Raw genomic sequence first — 19,840 nt, 5'->3', positions numbered from 1 at the left:
TGTCCATTATTCTTTAATATAAACAGAACCTGCAGCTTATATTAAGTACATAAAACTGCAAGGTTCCATCTTAAATTTATATATATTTATGTGTTTTAAATATATTTTCTGCTATAATTAAATCTTCAGGTGTAGTTATCTTTATATTATCATAACTTCCTTCATATAAATAAACCATATTTCCAAAGTATTCCGCTACTGTAGTATCATCAGTAACTTGAACTTTATTGTTTGCAAGTTTCTTATGGCAATCATAAATTAAATTATAGTCAAAACACTGGGGCGTTTGAACTATAAATAATTCCTTCCTTACCAACGTTTTATAACTAAATCCTTCTTTGCCTTTAATCTTTATGGTATCTTTAGGTACAACTCCACAGGCACAAGCCCCATACATATTAGAATATTTTATTCCATCTTCAATTATCCTATCTGTAACAAATGGTCTTGCTCCATCATGAATTAAAACTACGCTGCAATTCTCCAACACTTTTAATGCATTAAACACCGAATGCTGCCGTTCCTTTCCTCCGCTAACTATTTTAACCACTTTGTCAAAATTATACTTTTTAACTATCTCTTGTTTACAATATTCAATTTCATCTTCAGCACATACTAATACAATTTTATCCACTAATGGATTTTTTGAAAATACACTAATAGAATAATACAATATTGGTTTACCTTGAATACAAATAAATTGTTTATTAATTGGCATTTTCATTCTTTTTCCCTTACCTGCAGCTACAATGACGGCATAGTTACTTTTCATAAGGTTGTAACTCCTCTTTTTGTTTTGCAAATATCATTCTTCCCGCTGCAGTTTGTAGTACAGATGTTACTACTACATCTTTTGTTTCTCCTATAGACTTTTTTCCTCCCTCTATAACTATCATGGTACCATCATCTAAATAAGCTATACCCTGTCCTGATTCTTTTCCATCTTTAATTATCTGAACATTCATTTCTTCTCCAGGAAGTACCACAGGTTTTACTGCATTAGCAAGTTCATTTATATTCAGTACCGGTACTCCCTGAAATTCCGCAACCTTATTTAAATTATAATCATTTGTTACTACCTTGCCATTTAACACCTGTGAAAGCTTCAAAAGTTTACTATCCACTTCAGCAATGTTAGGAAAGTCTTTTTCATATATTTGGACATCAATGTTTAGTTCTTTTTGTATTTTATTTAATACATCCAGTCCCCTTCTTCCTCTGGTTCTCTTTAATCCATCTGAAGAATCTGCTATATGTCTCAATTCTGCTAATACAAAATCTGGAATTATTAATGGTCCTTCAACAAATCCAGTTTGACATATATCAAATATTCTGCCATCTATTATTACAGAAGTATCCAAAACCTTAGGATATACCTTTTGTTCACACTCATCTTTAACTTTCTTGTCTTTATTAATTCCTTGAACTCTCCTATACCCTATATTATATAGCAAGGACATAAGTTCTTCTCTCTTTCTTATGGCTATATTAGCTCCCAGAGCAGCCATAAGTATAGCTACCACCACTGCTAACATAGCTCCTACAATAGGCACCTTCGCCAATAAATTGAGAAATACTGATGATATAAGAAGGCCTATTAACGCTCCTACCACTCCTAATAGTATTTCTGTTGCAGGAAGTTTTTGAATATTTTTTTCAATATAATCCATAATCTTCATAATAACTGAATTAATCCAAGGTGATATTAAAAATAATATAATTCCAAAAAACAAAGTTAATAAAATTAAAAATAAGATCTTTTTTATAGGATTATCACTTACATAAAATATTTGGGTAAAATACTCAGAATTTATAACAACATCTCCTACCAAATATCCTAATATTAAGCCTATTATTGTAAAAAGCCCTCTAAGTATCTTTTTTAACAACAAATACACCTCCTTATACGTTAATTACATTTTTTTCATTTTATTTACTTAATATAATATATTAAGTGGACACTTTTTTCAATAAAACTAGTTTTATTTAATAAATTATTTACTTAAATAATTTATTTAATCAATATATCTGTATAAAAATAATCCTCAAGTAGCATTTTATATACAATTCCCCCTATCAATAATGGGACTATTAGTTTATTATATATATAAAGCAAATTTCATAGATTTATAAATACATTTTACGGAAACTATTGTTTATATAAGTTATATAGTATAATTTGTAATTTAAATATATATTTATTGTTAGTAAAATATGGTATTATAGAACTTAAGAATAAATTTATTTTACTAACAAATTTCTCTGACACTACATTTAAATATTGTAGATAATATGCTAAATCTATATAAGGAGTTGAACTGGATGAAAGATATAATATTTGACGACTTTCAAAATGCTGTAAATGAATCATTATTAAGACATAAGAGTATTTTAGATATAATTACTAAATTTCAAGAATCAAATGCCCGGATAAACAGAGCCATCGCAAAATCTGTTACCAATTGTGGATGCATAGAAGTTTGCGCTAAAAAACAGCACCTATCTGAAGACAACACTTTAAATATTGAATTTTTAAAAAATTGTTTAAATACACATACAAAAGGCTCTCTGTGTGATAACTGTAGAGATGTGATACAAAATGAAATAGGAAATAATCTATTTTATCTTACTTCTTTGTGTAATATACTTGATTTAAACCTATACGATATACTTTTAAAAGAATATGATAAAATAAATACTTTAGGAAAATATTCTTTTAGATAATTTTTAGCACAAAATAATATTTAATATTATTTTGTGCTAAAATTTATTATCTATCATAATCTGTTCTCTAAGTCTCCTCAACCCATTTTTTATTGCTCTAGCTCTAGCTTCACCTATTCCTTCAACCCTATCAAGGTCTTCATAAGAGGCTTCCATAATCTCTTTAAGTTCCTTAAAATTTTTAACTAGATTATCCATTACAGTAGCCGGTATTCTAGGAATTTTACTTAACATTCTATATCCTCTTGGTGATATAAGCGTATCAACCAATGGCACTCCCACATATCCCATAGCTCTAGAAATAAAATCAAGATTTAAAACATCGTCAGAGCTTATTTCTTGAATCTGCCTATATATTTCATCATAATCCATATCAGTTTGACAATAATCTCTTATCATAAATATTCCATCTCGCTCTACACTTTTAATAAGTTCATTTAATTGCATAGAAATTAATCTTCCTTCATTCCCTAACTCACATATGTATATTTCAATTTCAGATACTATTCTCATTACCATTTCAGTTCTTTGAATAGCTGTCATTACATCAAATAATGTAACTATATCTTGAAATTCAAGAATATTAAGATTATTAACAACTCTATCTAATACAGCTACATATTTCTCTAAAGTTTGAAGTGCCTGATTGGCTCTTCCAAGCATAACACTGCTGTCCCTCAAAACATATTTAATATGTCCCCTATATACCGTTATAACATTTCTTCTCTGAGAAATTGCAATAACTATAACTCCTGTTTGTTTGGCCACTCTATCCGCTGTCCTATGCCTTGTTCCAGTTTCAAAGGTAGGAATAGTTGAATCTGGAATAAGCTGAGTATTTGCATATAGTATCTTTTTTAAATCACTGCTGAGTATTATAGCACCATCCATTTTTGCAAGTTCATATATATAAGAAGGACTATATTCTGAGTTAATGGCAAATCCACCATCTACTACTTTTAATATCTGTTCACTATCTCCAAGCACTATAAGTCCTCCAGTTTTAGCTCTCAATATATTTTCGAGCCCTTCTCTAAGCTGAGTTCCAGGAGCTAAAAGCTTTAATATACTTTTAAGTTCCTTTTCTTTTTCTAATCTCAAAATTATCACCCTAATCAAAAAACTTTATTTAAGGATTCCTTCAAAGAAGATACACCTATAATATTTATTTTCTTATTATTTATTTTCTCTTTATTTCTACTTGGTATTAATATATTTTTAAATCCCATTTTTTCTGCTTCACTTACAATCCTATCGCAGAAAGATACTGGCCTAATTTCACCTGTGAGGCCTACTTCTCCTACTGCCAAAAGATTATCTAAACTCATTTCTTTAGATTTAGAACTGGATATAAGAGCCAGTGCTAATCCTAAATCTCCAAATGTACCTTCTAATTTGAGTCCTCCTACTACATTAGCATAAACATCACAATTATAAAATGGAATTTTAATCTTTTTTTCTAATACTGCTAAAATTAAATTTAATCTGGATATATCCACTCCTACTGCTGTTCTTCTTGGAATAACTGCCCTAGTCTCACTAACTAAAGCTTGTATTTCAACTAATATAGGTCTTCTGCCTTCCATTATCCCAATAACTATAGAGCCTTCTTTCTGAAAGTCCCTTTCTCCTAAAAATGCTGCAGAAGGATTAGATATTTGCCTGAGTCCATGCTCTGCCATTTCAAATACACCAATTTCACTTGTGGTACCAAATCGGTTTTTTACCGTTCTAAGTATTCTAAACTCTTCAGTTCTTTCCCCTTCAAAAGATAGTACCGTATCAACTATATGTTCTAATACCCTAGGACCTGCAAGTTCACCCTGTTTTGTAACATGTGCCACTATAAAAAAAGATATACTATTTGACTTTCCTATACGCATAATATGATTGGAGGTTTCTCTAACTTGAGATACACTCCCTGGCGCAGAACTTACATACTCTTTAAATAAAGTTTGTATAGAATCTATGACTACAAAGGTAGGTTTATTTTTTTCTATATGACTTTCTATTTTATCTAAATTAGTCTCAGAAATCACATAAAGATTATTTGATAAGGAGTTAAGCCTATCACCTCGCATTTTTATCTGCTCTTCCGATTCTTCTCCGGAAACATATAGTACTTTTTCATATTTATCTGCAATATTACTAGCCGCTTGTAAAAGTAATGTGGATTTGCCAATACCAGGAGCCCCCGATATGAGTGTAATAGAACCTCTAACAATACCTCCTCCAAGAACTCTATTTAATTCCATTATGCCGGTATCAAGTCTTTCATGCTCACCAGATTTTATATCATTTATGCTTTTTGGCATACTTTCAAATCCTAGATTTGAAAAACATGCTCCTTTAGTTGGTTTAAGTTCCTCTATCATGCTATTCCAATTATTACAACTAGGACATTTCCCTAACCACTTTGGAGATTGATATCCACATTGTTGACATATAAAGATAGTTTTCTTCTTTACCATGTAATTATCTCCTCCTATATAAGATATAATTATACAGTATAATTATATAGTTTTGTGAAAAATTATATAATTTTTTTAAAACTATTTAAAATTCCATAAAAATAAGCCCCATACTCTCTATCAAGAGTGGAGCTTATTTAAATTTGTTTTTAATCAACTTTATTAAAAGTCAACTCTTCTCCTTGAACAGCTACTTCCACTTTATCTCCTCTTTTAACATTACCCTTTAACATTTCTTCTGAAAGTTTGTCTTCTACGGTTTTAGTTATAGCCCTTCTAAGAGGTCTGGCTCCATAAGTTATATCAAATCCTTCTTTTGCTAACAATTCTTGTGCTTTTTCGTTGAAATTAATATCTATGTCCTTCTCTTTAAGTCTCATAGAAACATCATTTAACATAATCTTTACTATCTGTTTTAAATCATCTTCTTGTAATTGGTGGAATACTATAATATCGTCAATCCTATTTAAAAATTCAGGTCTAAAAGAAGTTTTCAACTCTTCCATTATATTGTCTTTCATTTTATCATATTCATCTTGTTTTTCATTATCACTTACAATAGTGAATCCCATAGATTTTTGCTTTTTAATGGTAGATACCCCTACATTGGATGTCATTATAATTATAGTATTCTTAAAGTTTATAGTTTTTCCTTTTCCATCCGTCAATCTTCCATCCTCAAGTATTTGCAGCAGTATATTAAATACCTCAGGATGTGCTTTTTCGATTTCATCAAACAGTACTACTGAGTAAGGATTTCTTCTTACCTTTTCCGTAAGCTGTCCTCCCTCATCATATCCTACATATCCTGGAGGAGATCCTATAAGTTTAGATACGGTGTGTTTTTCCATATATTCAGACATATCAATCCTTATAAGATTATTTTCATCACCAAACATAGCCTCTGCCAGTGCTTTGGATAGTTCAGTTTTTCCAACCCCCGTAGGTCCTAAAAATATAAATGAACCTATAGGTCTTTTAGGATCCTTCAGTCCAACCCTAGACCTTCTTACTGCCCTTGCTATAGATTTAACTGCTTCATCCTGACCTATCACCCTTTTATGAAGAATGTCTTCTAATTTTAGTAATCTCTGTAATTCTTTTTCGGTTAATTTTTCCACAGGTACATTAGTCCACTGTGACACTACAGAAGCAATTTTTTCTTCTCCTACTAATAATGTAGATACTTCTTTTTTAGTCTTCCAGTTAGTTTTTAAGCCTTCTAACTTATCCTTCAATTCTTTTTCTATATCTCTTAACTTAGCAGCCTTTTCAAAATCTTGTAATCTAATGGAGTCTTCTTTTTCTTTAGTTGCTTTTTCCAATTCAACTTCTAAATTCTTTAAATCCGGCGGAGCAATCAAATTTTGTATTCTTACTTTAGCAGCCGCTTCATCAATAAGGTCAATAGCCTTATCCGGTAAATATCTATCTGTAATATATCTATCAGACAAATTTACTGCAGCCTCAATAGCTTCGTCCGTTATTTTCACTCTGTGATGGGCTTCATATTTATCTCTTAAACCTTTCAATATCAAGACTGCTTCTTCTTTAGTAGGTTCTCCTACTAATATAGGCTGAAATCTTCTCTCAAGGGCAGCATCTTTTTCTATATACTTCCTATATTCATCTATAGTGGTTGCTCCTATACATTGTATTTCTCCTCTAGCCAAAGCCGGCTTTAATATGTTAGAAGCATCTATAGCTCCTTCTGCAGCTCCAGCTCCTATTATGGTATGAATTTCATCTATAAATAATATTACATTCCCTGATTTCCTTATCTCTTCCATAACTTTTTTAAGTCTTTCTTCAAATTCGCCCCTGTATTTGGAACCTGCTATCATTGAAGAAAGATCCAAAGTAACTACTCTTTTTCCTTTTAAAAGTTCAGGTATATTGGCTGCCACTATTTTTTCTGCCAATCCTTCTGCTATGGCTGTCTTACCTACCCCTGGATCTCCTATAAGACAAGGATTGTTTTTAGTTCTTCTGCTTAATATTTCCAAAACTCTCTGAGTTTCTTTTTCTCTACCTATAACTGGATCCAATTTTCCCTCCCTGGCCATATCAGTTAAGTCTCTGCCAAATTGATCCAAGGTTGGAGTAGGCTCTCCATTTTCTTTTTTAGAATTATTTGAACTAACAGATTGTTCTCCTGAAAGAGAATCTATAAGCTGTTTTCTTAATTTATTAAAATCAGCACCTAAATTATTTAAAATAGTAAACGCAACCCCTTCTGCCTCTCTAATCAACGCAAGCAGAATGTGTTCTGGACTAATATAGTTGTGATTTAAATTTCTAGCTTCAAATAAGCTCAACTCCAAAAGTCTTTTTGTTCTCGGAGTAAGAGGTATTTCCTTATTGTATAAATCAATCTCTCCTCTGCCTTCATACTCTTCTATAAAACTTCTTACTGTTTCTATAGTAATATTCATGTTATTTAAAAAGTTCTTAGCTATTCCATCCTCTTTCAATACTCCCAAAAGTATATGCTCTGTACCCACATAACCATGTTGGAGTGCTTGTGCCTCTTCTTGAGCATAAATTAATACCTTTTGTGCTCTTTCTGTAAATCTTCCAAACATCATAATGTATTTCACTCTCCTTTTTAAGCTGTGTTTACAGCCAATTTTTCTCTAACAAATTTAGCCCTATTAAAGTCTCTATCCTTATTTGATAGACTCTCTCCGTATATTTTCTGTATTGTAGCCGGCTGGGATTCCACCAAGAGTTTATTTAAAGTTATACCATTTACATCTTTAATTATCCCCATCTCTACTCCTAATCTTACATCTGATAAAAGCTTTAAACATTCACTTGAGTTTAGAAGCACTGCAGATTTCAATACTCCAAGTGCTCTATAAATTTTATCTTCTAACTCATATTTATATTTCTTCATAAGATTCTCTCTGGAAATTATCTCTTGATTTATTATTTGAAGAACTAAAGCTTTTAAATTACTTAATATCTCTTCTTCACTGCGGCCTAAAGTTACCTGATTGGAAATCTGATATATATTTCCTATAGCTTTTGAACCTTCGCCATATAATCCTCTAATAGTCATACCAACTTGAGCTAATGCATTTAAAAATCCATTTATTTGATTATTTAAAGAAAGTGAAGGTAAATGAAGCATGACAGAAGCTCTAAGTCCCGTTCCTACATTAGTAGGGCATGCTGTTAAATATCCTAGTTTTTCATCAAAAGCATATTCCAAATTTTCTTCTAACAAATCGTCTATTTTTTCACTTACATCATATACCTCCTCCAAATTTAGACCTCCTGTTATACATTGGATTCTCACATGATCCTCTTCATTTATCATAATACTTATGGTTTCCTTATCATCTAATATAAAAGCTGCTTTAGACGAATTATCTATCAAATTTTTACTTATAAGATGCTTTTCCAGATAAATATTTTTCTCATTATCATTTTTATCCCATAAATAATTACTCTTAAACTTTTCCTCCGTATTTGAAAATGTATAAAAGGCATTTTCTACATTTTTAATTACTTTTTTACTTTCTTCTATATTTAATTTATGTGAAAAGGGAATTTTAGCTAAATTTCTGGCTAATCTTATCCTACTGCTTATTACCAAGCCATAGTTATGATTTTCATAAGTAGTCACCCAATTATTCATAACTACTCCTCCTTTTTGCTGTCTTTATTTAAATGAATTTGTTTTTCAATCTCTTTTATTTTATCTCTTATAGTGGCAGCTTTTTCATATTCCTCTAAAGATACTGCTTTTTGAAGGTCTTCTTTTAATTTGAGAAGATTTTTTTTCTCTATAATATTTTTCCCTGTTTTTTTAGGAACTTTACCCGTATGATCTAAATTTGCCTGCACTCTTTTAATTATTGGTTCTAAAATATTAGTAAAATTTTTATAACACTCACTGCATCCTACAAGCCCCGTCTTTTTGAATTCACTATAGGATGTATTGCAGTTTTTACAACGTATGTCGAAAGTTTTGTATTGCTCATTATTTCCGCTACTCATATAATCCATAATTCCGCTTAAAATATTCTGAAATCCAAATGAAGAAACAAAATCTATTGAGGGTACAAAACTCAATTCTCCTTTTTCCTTTGCACACTTTTCACACAAATTGATCTCTTGTTTATGTCCATTTATTATTTTCGTCACATGAACTGTGGCATCATTTTTTTTACATATATCACAAAGCATATTATCACTCCCACACATGTAAATATAATATTATAATAATATTATATCACATATTTATCTATTAATAACAAATTTAGGGGTATTGAATATAACAAGCATCAAGGCTTTCAATATATCTGCTCTTAATTTATTCTTATTTTCCATCATAGTATTTAATGTTCTGTCATTTATAACTGCCTTTAATATTATGGTCTCTCTCTCTGTTATAATTTCTTCTTCAAATAATCCCTCTATAATTTGTGCTCCCGCATTATAAGTTATACTATCTCCTATTCTTTCTATTATAATATCAAGTAAATTCTTATTGCAGTTAATCTCTACTTTCTTTATAATTATATAGCCTCCTCCTCCTCGTTTACTCTCTATATAATATCCTTTATCCATAGTAAATCTAGTAGTTAATACATAATTTATCTGTGAAGGGGCACAACTAAAATGGTTTGCTAATTCATTTCTTCCAATCTGAAGCTCATCATTATTATTACTATTATTAAACATATCCTTTATAAATTCTTCTATTATATCTGATAATCTTGCCAACTTATCACCTTCTTGACTTTGACTTTCTTTGACTTTCTTTAATAATATTATTAATTATATATTAAATCAACATTCAAATATATTTAAATTCAGTATTTTTTAATCAAATACCAAATTTAAATATATTTTTCCCCATATTTCTAAGATATACTATGATTTTATATTGTATTTACACTTTTTATCTCTCCTAAATGTGATGTATCTCCATACAACAAAATATTATAGCATCCATTCTCTATTTCAACCTCACTTAAACTTGCTTGATGAATATAAGAACCTTCCCACAATTCATCTAAAGGTCTATTTTCAAAATACGCCATCATAATTCTTAATATTACAGTATGAGTTACAATTAGGATACTTTTGCCTTCATATTTACTAATAATCTCCTTAATTAGAGATACAACTCTGGTTTTTACCTGTGCAAAACTTTCTCCTGTATCAGGAACATATATCTTAGGGTTTGTCCAGAAATTATTAAGTTGTTCTGGATTTCTCTCTCGAGCTTGTTCTTTAGTTAATCCTCCCCATTCTCCTATATCTATCTCCATGAGTCTGTCATCCTTTATTATAGGTATATTTCTCTGTGCTGCTACTATTCTAGAAGTTTTTACCGCTCTTTCTAATGGACTTGAATATATTATATCAAAATTTATATTCTCCATTCTATTTTTTAATAAATTCGCCTGTTCAATACCTTTCTTAGTCAAAGGTGAATCTTTCATGCCGCCCTGCATTTTTCTCTCTATATTCCATATAGTTTCCCCATGTCTTACTAAATACAATTTAACCATATTATTTATCTCCTTTTAATTTAAGAAATTATATAATAAAAATTTATATACACTCTTATAATTTTTTATTATATCATATAATTCGCTAAAAATTATACTTCAATCTATATTTTTAAATGCTCTTATACAATGTCTGTTTCCATCGGAAACTTTACTTGAACTAATTACAAAATTTTTGTTCTCTAACATATTACATATAATTTTTATATTTTCATCATCATTTTTATCTATAATTATGGTTAAATCATCATCTCTATTCACTATTGACATATAATCTTGTATACTGCTATAATCTTGCAAAGCAATTTTGCCCATTATGTTCATTTTGTATTTTGACATAAAATCTCTCCTTAAATTAACTACATTATACTAGCCAATAAAATTATTATTTAATTTAGTAAATAAAAATATTCATATTACTAAACTTAAAAAGGACTGCTGCACTAATTTTTTCAGCGCAACAGTCTTCTTCTTCAAGCTTTAATTTATTCATCCTTAACTTTTACATTTTTCCTGGATTCTATTATTTTATTAGCTTGAGCAGGTGGAACTTCTTCATATCTTTCAAATCTCATAGTAAAATCTCCTCTAGCCTGAGTCATAGATCTCAAATCCGTAGCATATCTAAACATTTCTGATTGAGGCACTTCTGCTATTATTACTTGATTCTCTCCAGAAGAATTCATTCCAAGAACTCTTCCTCTTTTTTTGTTTATATCTCCTATTATATCTCCCATATAATATTCAGGAACAGATACCTCTAAATGTACAATTGGCTCTAACAGCACAGGTTGTGCTTCTAGAAGGCCTTTTTTATATGCAATAGATGCAGCTGTCTTAAACGCCATTTCTGAAGAATCTACAGGATGGAAAGAACCATCATGAAGAGTAGCTTTTAGCCTTATGACAGGATATCCAGCTAGAACTCCTTGACTTATGCATTCTCTAAGTCCTTTTTCAACAGCTGGTATATACTGCCTTGGTACTACACCTCCCACTATTTTATCCACAAACTCCAAATCATCTTCTCCATCTACCCTAGGTTCAAATTTAATTTTTACATCTCCATATTGTCCGTGTCCCCCAGACTGTTTCTTATGTTTACCTTGTACATCAGAAACTTTTTTTATAGTTTCCCTATAAGGTATTTTTGGATCTTGTAAGATAACATCTACACCAAATTTAGATTTCAATTTACAAGATATTATATCTGTATGTGTTTCTCCCATTCCAAAAATTATTACCTCTGCATTTTCCATATCCCTAGTCACTTTAAAGGTAGGATCTTCTTCCAATAATTTATTTAATCCACTTAATATCTTATCTTCATCATTTTTTGATTTAGGCAAAACTGCTTTTGCTATTACCTCTGGTGGAAATTTGATATCCTCAAACATAACAGGAGATGAAACTTCACATAGGGTATCTCCCGTACTTGTAAATTGTAATTTGGCCACAGCACCCAAATCACCTGCTATTATTTGAGATGCAGCTATTTGTTGTTTACCCTTTAAAAAATACATAGACCCTATTTTTTCACTTTTATCTTTTTTAACATTATACACCGTCATATCAGATCTAAGCTTTCCTGTCATAACCCTAAACAAAGATAACTTTCCTACAAAAGGATCTGCTATAGTCTTAAAAACAAATGCTGAAAAAGGTTCTTTTTCATCTATCTTAATTGTAACTTCAGAATTATCTTTTAAATTCTTAGCGATAATAGATTCCACATCTGCTGGAGATGGAAAACACTGAACTATATTCTCAAGCAGAGTTTCCACCCCTATTACATTGGCAGCAGAGCCACACATTACAGGGACTACATCTCCTTTAGTGCAGCCATTTATAAGTCCCGTATAGATATCTTCATCACTTAAAGTACCCTCATTAAAATATTTATCTAAAAGTTCTTCGTCTGTTTCTGCCACGGCCTCCATAATCATATTTTTACAATCATCAATTTTTTCCACAATATCCTCTGGAATATCAATATCCTTCATTGTTTTGCTTGTTTCATCAAATATCTTAGCTTTTCCCGAAATAACGTTTACAATACCCTTGAAATTATTTTCTTTCCCTATAGGATATTGTATAGGCACCACGGATAAACCAAACTTTTCTTTTAAATCAGCTAATACTTTATCAAAATCTGAATTTTCTCTATCTAATTTATTTATATAAAACGCCCTTGGAAGTTTTTCCTTATTTACATGATTCCAAGACTTTTCAGTTCCTACTTGGATTCCTGACACACCTGATACAACAATCATAGCTAAATCAACTGCTCTTAATCCTTGAAAAGTTTCTCCTATAAAATCAAAATACCCTGGTATGTCAACCAAATTTATTTTTATATCTTTCCATTCACATGAAGCTATTGAGGCTGATACAGATATTTGTCTTTTCTTTTCTTCTGGATCATAATCACTAGTTGTATTTCCATCCTCAATTTTTCCTAATCTGTCTATAGTTTTCGTATGGTAAAGTATCGCTTCTGTCAATGTAGTCTTTCCAGAACCACTATGTCCAATAATTCCTATGTTTCTTAAATTTTTTGTTGAATATGTTTTCATAGGCAATTCCTCCTTGTACTTTACATTTAATTTATATATTTTACTTCATTAATTATACTCTATTTATATAATATTCTACTTAATAATTAAAAATCCCTTTTAAAAATTAAATAATTTTCATAATAATTTTTATTATGCTTCTATTTTAAGCATATATTACATTTTATTCAATGATAAAATGTATTCAAAACTTCCATATAATATGTTTGAATACATATATTTCATTAAATGTATCGTAGAAAAATCTTGCTCTATTGGAACACTAGAAGAACTTATCCATGCGCATAGCAGTGCTCTTTCACTTTAAAGAAGATAGAAATATTAGCACTGGCAGCGTTCGGATAAATCTAAATATAAAAAACGAGTAACAAAATTGTTACTCGTTTTGGTGGAGATAAAGAGATTCGAACTCTTGACCCTCTGCGTGCAAGGCAGATGCTCTCCCAGCTGAGCTATACCCCCATATGGTGGACCTTCAGGGACTCGAACCCCGGACCAACCGGTTATGAGCCGGTTGCTCTAACCAACTGAGCTAAAGATCCTTATTCTTTATCCGGCAGCGACCTGCTCTCCCACAGGGCCTCCCCTGCAGTACCATGGGCACTGTGGAACTTAACCTTCCTGTTCGAAATGGTAAGGGGTGTTGCCTCCACGTTATTGCCACCAGATTTTCAAAGCGTTTTCTTACTACAGTTTTATATTATACTGTCATTCCCACCGCCTGTCAATACTTTTCTTCAGAAAATTTATATCCTCTGAAAATTGCACAGTAAATATTATTTGGTCAAGCCCTCGACCTATTAGTATCAGTCAGCTTAACATGTTGCCATGCTTACACCCCTGACCTATCTCCTCCTCTTCTCGGAGGGGTCTTACTGGCTTTCGCCATGGGAAATCTTGTCTTGGGGTGGGCTTCACACTTAGATGCTTTCAGCGTTTATCCCTTCCCGACTTAGCTACCCAGCTGTGCTCCTGGCGGAACAACTGGTTCACCAGCGGTCAGTCCATCCCGGTCCTCTCGTACTAGGGACAGCTCCCCTCAAATTTCCTACGCCCGCGACGGATAGGGACCGAACTGTCTCACGACGTTCTGAACCCAGCTCGCGTGCCGCTTTAATGGGCGAACAGCCCAACCCTTGGGACCTACTCCAGCCCCAGGATGCGACGAGCCGACATCGAGGTGCCAAACCTCCCCGTCGATGTGAACTCTTGGGGGAGATCAGCCTGTTATCCCCGAGGTAGCTTTTATCCGTTGAGCGATGGCCCTCCCACGAGGTACCACCGGATCACTAAGCCCGACTTTCGTCCCTGCTCCACCTGTGTGTGTCACAGTCAAGCTCCCTTCTGCCTTTGCACTCTACGAAGAATTTCCAACCCTTCTGAGGGAACCTTTGTACGCCTCCGTTACTCTTTTGGAGGCGACCGCCCCAGTCAAACTGCCCGCCTATCATTGTCCCGTGTCCAGTTTCATGCACTCCGGTTAGAATTCCAGTACTGCCAGGGTGGTATCCCAACGTTGACTCCAGAAATGCTGGCGCACTTCCTTCTCTGCCTCCCACCTATCCTGTACAGGTAATACCAAAATTCAGTGATAAACTGCAGTAAAGCTCTACGGGGTCTTTCCGTCCAATCGCGGGTAGCAAGCATCTTCACTTGCACTTCAATTTCGCCGGATTTGTTGTTGAGACAGTGCCCAAATCATTACGCCATTCGTGCGGGTCGGAACTTACCCGACAAGGAATTTCGCTACCTTAGGACCGTTATAGTTACGGCCGCCGTTTACTGGGGCTTAAGTTCTTGCCTTCGCTTGCGCTAAGCAGTCCCCTTAACCTTCCAGCACCGGGCAGGCGTCAGCCCCTATACTTCAGCTTTCGCTTTAGCAGAGACCTGTGTTTTTGATAAACAGTTGCTTGGGCCTTTTCTCTGCGGCCTCTTTCGAGGCACTCCTTTTCCCTAAGTTACGGAGTCAATTTGCCGAGTTCCTTAACAACAATTCTTCCGATGGTCTTAGGATTCTCTCCTCACCTACCTGTGTCGGTTTGCGGTACGGGCACATCCCTGCTCCATAGAGACTTTTCTTGGCAGTGTGAAATCAGATACTCGTCCTTGCGGACTCCCCTTCAAAGCCCAGGATTATCGGACATACGGCTTTTCCTTTATGTCCTCCCTCACTCCTTGGACACACATCCATTCGTGTGCACATCCTATCCTTCTGCGTCATCCCTTCTGTTCTTTTTCGCAAAAATGTGGTACCGGAATCTCAACCGGTTGTCCATCGCCTACGCCTTTCGGCCTCGGCTTAGGTCCCGACTTACCCTGGGCGGACGAACCTTCCCCAGGAAACCTTAGGTTTTCGACCAATAAGATTCTCACTTATTTCTCGCTACTTATGCCAGCATTCTCTCTCCTGCACTGTCCACCATTCCTTCCGGTATGGCTTCTCCCTGTGCAGCATGCTCCCCTACCGCCCTTTCAGGCCCATAGCTTCGGTGGTAAGTTTTAGCCCCGGACATCTTCGGCGCATGACCTCTTGACTAGTGAGCTATTACGCACTCTTTAAATGTATGGCTGCTTCTAAGCCAACATCCTAGTTGTCTTCGAAATCACACATCCTTTTCCACTTAACTTACACTTCGGGACCTTAGCTGTTGGTCTGGGCTTTTTCCCTTTTGACTACGGATCTTATCATTCGCAGTCTGACTGCCGGGATTCAAGTATATGGCATTCGGAGTTTGATAAGGTTCGGTAACTGTTGTCAGCCCCTACCCCAGTCAGTGCTCTACCTCCATTACTCACTCCCGACGCTAGCCCTAAAGCTATTTCGGGGAGAACCAGCTATCTCCGAGTTCGATTGGAATTTCTCCGCTATCCACAGCTCATCCCATGGTTTTTCAACACCAACGTGGTTCGGTCCTCCACGAAATTTTACTTCCGCTTCAACCTGGCCATGGATAGGTCACCCGGTTTCGGGTCTACGGCATACAACTCCCCGCCCTTTTCAGACTCGGTTTCCCTTCGGCTCCGTACCTTAAGTACTTAACCTTGCTGCATACCGTAACTCGCTGGCTCGTTCTACAAAAAGCACGCCGTCGTACTTTAACGTACTTCGACTGTTTGTGGACACACGGTTTCAGGTTCTATTTCACTCCCCTCCCGGGGTTCTTTTCACCTTTCCCTCACGGTACTCCTCCTCTATCGGTCACCAGGTAGTATTTAGCCTTGGGAGGTGGTCCTCCCTGCTTCCCACAAGGTTTCTCGTGTCTCGTGGTACTCCGGTACAGGTTATTTTGCTTCTGCTTTTCACTTACAGGGCTTTTACCTTCTGCGGCTCAACTTTCCAGTTGAATTCACTTAAGCTTCCACATTTTTTATCACCTGACCTCTACCCCGGAAACAAGTTTCCGGTTTGGGCTCTTTCCCTTTCGCTCGCCGCTACTTAGAAAATCGATTTTTCTTTCTCTTCCTCCGGGTACTTAGATGTTTCAGTTCCCCGGGTTTTCCCCTGCATACCTATATATTCAGCATGCAGTACCTATTGTTTTATAGGTGGGTTTCCCCATTCGGACATCTCTGGTTCTCTGGCTATTTGCGCCTACCCAGAGCTTTTCGCAGCTTATCACGTCCTTCTTCGGCTCCTGGTGCCAAGGCATCCTCCATGCGCCCTTTGTAGCTTGACCTGATAATTTAGTCCAAATCTTCGATTTGGTGCCTAAATTGCACTCCTCAGCCTTAGCTGAGTGAGTTTCATTAAAAAATTACTGCTAACTTCGCACAGCTTCGTCAAGCCTTTCCCTGCGGTGCTCATTTACACAAGTAAACTCTGCTCCTCACTCAAGTCCTTCCTCGCTCTGCCCGTTATCACTAATTTTCTTTGTCCTACGTAAATATAATTAAAACTTTATTCTCAATTATATTGATATAGGAACTACATCTTATTAAAATAAGCATAAACTCATTTATACTTACTACTACAAAGGTTATTTCTAACCTTAGCTTTACTTCTTTTATTTACTGTGCAATTTTCAAAGGACAAAACTCCAATTGTACAATGCTCAATTCACATTTCACAATTGAAAATACATAATTTATAAATACAATTTACAATTAATTAGAATAAAATGTCAATGTCTATTAATAATTACTCACTTTTTAAAAATTAAAAGACATTATTTGGTGGGCTTAAATGGACTCGAACCATCGACCTCACGCTTATCAGGCGTGCGCTCTAACCAGCTGAGCTATAAGCCCATATGGTGGAGATAAAGAGATTCGAACTCTTGACCCCCTGCGTGCAAGGCAGGTGCTCTCCCAGCTGAGCTATACCCCCAAATCAAAAATTAGAAGGATATAAATAATCCCTCAAAATTAAACAGAATAAAGGGCAACTTATTTATCTCAAATTTCAGCTTTTAAGGCAGGTTTTTTCCCGGCCTTTCGACTCCTTAGAAAGGAGGTGATCCAGCCGCAGGTTCTCCTACGGCTACCTTGTTACGACTTCACCCCAATCACTAACCCCACCTTCGGCCGCGTCCTCCTTGGTTAGACTACGGACTTCGGGTGTTGCCAGCTCTCATGGTGTGACGGGCGGTGTGTACAAGACCCGGGAACGTATTCACCGCGACATGCTGATTCGCGATTACTAGCAACTCCAACTTCATGCAGGCGGGTTTCAGCCTGCAATCCGAACTGGGGGCAGTTTTTGAGATTTGCTCCTCCTCGCGGTATTGCTTCTCTCTGTTCTGCCCATTGTAGCACGTGTGTTGCCCTGGACATAAGGGGCATGATGATTTGACGTCATCCCCACCTTCCTCCACGTTAACCGCGGCAGTCTCGTTAGGGTGCCCACCTTTACGTGCTGGCAACTAACGACAGGGGTTGCGCTCGTTGCAGGACTTAACCTAACATCTCACGACACGAGCTGACGACAACCATGCACCACCTGTCTCCCTGCCCCGTAGGGCTTCCTCCATTACGAGTCATTCAGGGGATGTCAAGTCCAGGTAAGGTTCTTCGCGTTGCTTCGAATTAAACCACATGCTCCGCTGCTTGTGCGGGTCCCCGTCAATTCCTTTGAGTTTTAATCTTGCGATCGTACTTCCCAGGCGGAGTACTTATTGTGTTTACTGCGGCACAGGGGGGGTCGATACCCCCTACACCTAGTACTCATCGTTTACGGCGTGGACTACCAGGGTATCTAATCCTGTTTGCTACCCACGCTTTCGTGCCTCAGCGTCAGTTACAGTCCAGAGAACCGCCTTCGCCACTGGTGTTCTTCCTAATCTCTACGCATTTCACCGCTACACTAGGAATTCCGTTCTCCTCTCCTGCACTCTAGATATCCAGTTTGAAATGCACTGCCCGGGTTAAGCCCGGGTCTTTCACATCTCACTTAAATATCCGCCTGCACACCCTTTACGCCCAGTAATTCCGGACAACGCTCGCCACCTACGTATTACCGCGGCTGCTGGCACGTAGTTAGCCGTGGCTTCCTCTTCCGGTACCGTCATTATCGTCCCGGATGACAGAGCTTTACGATCCGAAAACCTTCTTCACTCACGCGGCGTTGCTGCATCAGGGTTTCCCCCATTGTGCAATATTCCCCACTGCTGCCTCCCGTAGGAGTCTGGACCGTATCTCAGTTCCAATGTGGCCGTTCACCCTCTCAGGTCGGCTACGCATCGTCGCCTTGGGGGGCTTTTATCCCTCCAACTAGCTAATGCGACGCGGGCCCATCTCAAAGCGGATTGCTCCTTTAAGGTATTTATCATGCGATTTTTACCTTCTATGCGGTATTAATCTCCCTTTCGAGAGGCTATCCCCCTCTTTGAGGCAGGTTACCCACGTGTTACTCACCCGTCCGCCGCTATCCCACCCCCGAAGGGGCTTCCTCGCTCGACTTGCATGTGTTAGGCACGCCGCCAGCGTTCGTCCTGAGCCAGGATCAAACTCTTATTTTAAAAGTTTTATTTGACTCTGTTGAAAATTACTATTAGCTTCGCCCAGCTTCGTTAAATGCCTCATTCCGGTGCTCAATTACATAAGTAAGTTCCGCTCCTCATTCAGCCTTTTCCTCGCTGTACTCGCTACTAGCAATTTTAGTATATCTCTTCCAGTAAAGTACCGGATAAACATACTTCATTACGAAATTACTCTCTCTACTGCTCTCGCAGCTCAAAAGAATTGCTGGTTTATTCTTAATAAATAAGTTTACCTATCTTCCTCATTCTGTTTAATTTTCAAGGATCATATGCCATTTCTCTTCAATGGCTTTTGTAGTTTATCATATATTCTCAACTTTGTCAATAAATTTAAAAAGGTTTTTTATATTTTTCATAAACATAAGCCACTTATGAACTTAATGACATTTGATATAATACCACAACTTAATTTTTGTTCTATACACATAACCATCATATATTCTACTTATCTAATTAATTCTACTAATTTCTACAAAAAACTATTATATTCATATAAAGATACGCTAGGAAACGTTATCGTATATACTTTACATTAACTCTAAATAAAAAAGAAAAACTTA

The 19,840-nt window shown here is 35.7% G+C and carries 12 protein-coding genes, 4 tRNA genes and 3 rRNA genes; 1 reads left to right on the top strand and 18 read right to left on the bottom strand.

Translation table 11 applies throughout. The features are described 5' to 3' along the window. Positions 1-76: 76 nt before the first annotated feature. Positions 77-772, bottom strand: a complete 696-nt coding sequence (gene ispD / locus CKL_RS00980) for a 2-C-methyl-D-erythritol 4-phosphate cytidylyltransferase (protein WP_011988782.1) — start codon at positions 770-772, stop codon at positions 77-79. After that, the gene (locus CKL_RS00975) at positions 762-1,889 is read right to left on the bottom strand and encodes a PIN/TRAM domain-containing protein (protein WP_011988781.1); all 1,128 of its coding nucleotides are present in this window, start codon (positions 1,887-1,889) and stop codon (positions 762-764) included. The genes ispD and CKL_RS00975 overlap by 11 nt, the downstream gene beginning before the upstream one ends. A 433-nt stretch (positions 1,890-2,322) precedes the next feature. Here CKL_RS00975 and CKL_RS00970 point away from each other — a divergent pair, with 433 nt between their 5' ends. Next, positions 2,323-2,724: a nucleoside triphosphate pyrophosphohydrolase family protein gene (locus tag CKL_RS00970; RefSeq protein ID WP_011988780.1), complete on the top strand. Its 402-nt coding sequence runs from the start codon at positions 2,323-2,325 to the stop codon at positions 2,722-2,724. A gap of 36 nt (positions 2,725-2,760) precedes the next feature. On the opposite strand, the gene disA is transcribed toward CKL_RS00970, so the two are convergent. The 16 genes from disA to CKL_RS00890 form a co-directional block, all read right to left on the bottom strand. After that, positions 2,761-3,825: a DNA integrity scanning diadenylate cyclase DisA gene (gene disA, locus CKL_RS00965; protein ID WP_011988779.1), complete on the bottom strand. Its 1,065-nt coding sequence runs from the start codon at positions 3,823-3,825 to the stop codon at positions 2,761-2,763. Between the two features lie 14 nt (positions 3,826-3,839). Beyond that, complete coding sequence (gene radA / locus CKL_RS00960; protein ID WP_011988778.1) at positions 3,840-5,195, bottom strand: DNA repair protein RadA; 1,356 nt, start codon at positions 5,193-5,195, stop codon at positions 3,840-3,842. A 149-nt stretch (positions 5,196-5,344) separates the two neighbouring features. Further along, on the bottom strand, positions 5,345-7,783 hold the full coding sequence (locus CKL_RS00955) for an ATP-dependent Clp protease ATP-binding subunit (protein WP_011988777.1): 2,439 nt from the start codon (positions 7,781-7,783) through the stop codon (positions 5,345-5,347). 20 nt (positions 7,784-7,803) lie between these two features. Continuing rightward, entirely contained in the window at positions 7,804-8,841 is a 1,038-nt protein-coding gene (locus CKL_RS00950; RefSeq protein ID WP_011988776.1) for a protein arginine kinase, read from the bottom strand. Positions 8,842-8,843: 2 nt separating this feature from the next. Continuing rightward, the gene (locus CKL_RS00945) at positions 8,844-9,392 is read right to left on the bottom strand and encodes a UvrB/UvrC motif-containing protein (RefSeq protein WP_011988775.1); all 549 of its coding nucleotides are present in this window, start codon (positions 9,390-9,392) and stop codon (positions 8,844-8,846) included. Between the two features lie 54 nt (positions 9,393-9,446). Beyond that, a complete protein-coding gene (locus CKL_RS00940) occupies positions 9,447-9,932 on the bottom strand; it encodes a CtsR family transcriptional regulator (RefSeq protein WP_011988774.1) in 486 nt (161 codons plus the stop codon). 158 nt (positions 9,933-10,090) lie between these two features. Then, positions 10,091-10,726 (bottom strand): histidine phosphatase family protein, encoded by a 636-nt coding sequence (locus CKL_RS00935; RefSeq protein ID WP_011988773.1) that lies wholly within the window; start codon positions 10,724-10,726, stop codon positions 10,091-10,093. Between the two features lie 99 nt (positions 10,727-10,825). After that, positions 10,826-11,065: a hypothetical protein gene (locus tag CKL_RS00930; protein ID WP_011988772.1), complete on the bottom strand. Its 240-nt coding sequence runs from the start codon at positions 11,063-11,065 to the stop codon at positions 10,826-10,828. Positions 11,066-11,211: 146 nt separating this feature from the next. Next, positions 11,212-13,302 (bottom strand): elongation factor G, encoded by a 2,091-nt coding sequence (gene fusA / locus CKL_RS00925; RefSeq protein ID WP_011988771.1) that lies wholly within the window; start codon positions 13,300-13,302, stop codon positions 11,212-11,214. Between the two features lie 386 nt (positions 13,303-13,688). Further along, positions 13,689-13,764, bottom strand: a tRNA-Ala gene (locus CKL_RS00920). Positions 13,765-13,767: 3 nt separating this feature from the next. After that, positions 13,768-13,844 (bottom strand) — tRNA-Ile (locus CKL_RS00915). Positions 13,845-13,853: 9 nt separating this feature from the next. Beyond that, positions 13,854-13,970, bottom strand: a 5S ribosomal RNA gene (gene rrf, locus CKL_RS00910). 112 nt (positions 13,971-14,082) lie between these two features. After that, a 23S ribosomal RNA gene (locus CKL_RS00905) occupies positions 14,083-16,979 on the bottom strand. A gap of 494 nt (positions 16,980-17,473) precedes the next feature. Next, positions 17,474-17,550 (bottom strand) — tRNA-Ile (locus CKL_RS00900). Between the two features lie 3 nt (positions 17,551-17,553). Next, a tRNA-Ala gene (locus CKL_RS00895) sits at positions 17,554-17,629 on the bottom strand. Between the two features lie 119 nt (positions 17,630-17,748). Then, positions 17,749-19,259 (bottom strand): 16S ribosomal RNA (locus CKL_RS00890). Together the 16S, 23S and 5S rRNA genes with 4 tRNA genes alongside form the textbook arrangement of a ribosomal RNA operon. Positions 19,260-19,840 lie beyond the last annotated feature (581 nt).

The organism is Clostridium kluyveri DSM 555 (genome assembly GCF_000016505.1).
In the GTDB taxonomy this organism is placed as follows: domain Bacteria; phylum Bacillota; class Clostridia; order Clostridiales; family Clostridiaceae; genus Clostridium_B; species Clostridium_B kluyveri.
The sequence above is the reverse complement of the archived record's forward strand: the minus strand, read 5'-3'. Positions and strand labels throughout refer to the sequence as shown.

Bases quoted from the DNA above. Each gene is read 5' to 3' on its own strand.
- ispD (WP_011988782.1), bottom strand. From the start codon at position 772: ATGAAAAGTAACTATGCCGTCATTGTAGCTGCAGGTAAGGGAAAAAGA.
- CKL_RS00970 (WP_011988780.1), top strand. From the start codon at position 2,323: ATGAAAGATATAATATTTGACGACTTTCAAAATGCTGTAAATGAATCA.
- radA (WP_011988778.1), bottom strand. From the start codon at position 5,195: ATGGTAAAGAAGAAAACTATCTTTATATGTCAACAATGTGGATATCAA.
- CKL_RS00955 (WP_011988777.1), bottom strand. From the start codon at position 7,783: ATGATGTTTGGAAGATTTACAGAAAGAGCACAAAAGGTATTAATTTAT.
- CKL_RS00950 (WP_011988776.1), bottom strand. From the start codon at position 8,841: ATGAATAATTGGGTGACTACTTATGAAAATCATAACTATGGCTTGGTA.
- CKL_RS00945 (WP_011988775.1), bottom strand. From the start codon at position 9,392: ATGCTTTGTGATATATGTAAAAAAAATGATGCCACAGTTCATGTGACG.
- CKL_RS00935 (WP_011988773.1), bottom strand. From the start codon at position 10,726: ATGGTTAAATTGTATTTAGTAAGACATGGGGAAACTATATGGAATATA.
- CKL_RS00930 (WP_011988772.1), bottom strand. From the start codon at position 11,065: ATGTCAAAATACAAAATGAACATAATGGGCAAAATTGCTTTGCAAGAT.
- fusA (WP_011988771.1), bottom strand. From the start codon at position 13,302: ATGAAAACATATTCAACAAAAAATTTAAGAAACATAGGAATTATTGGA.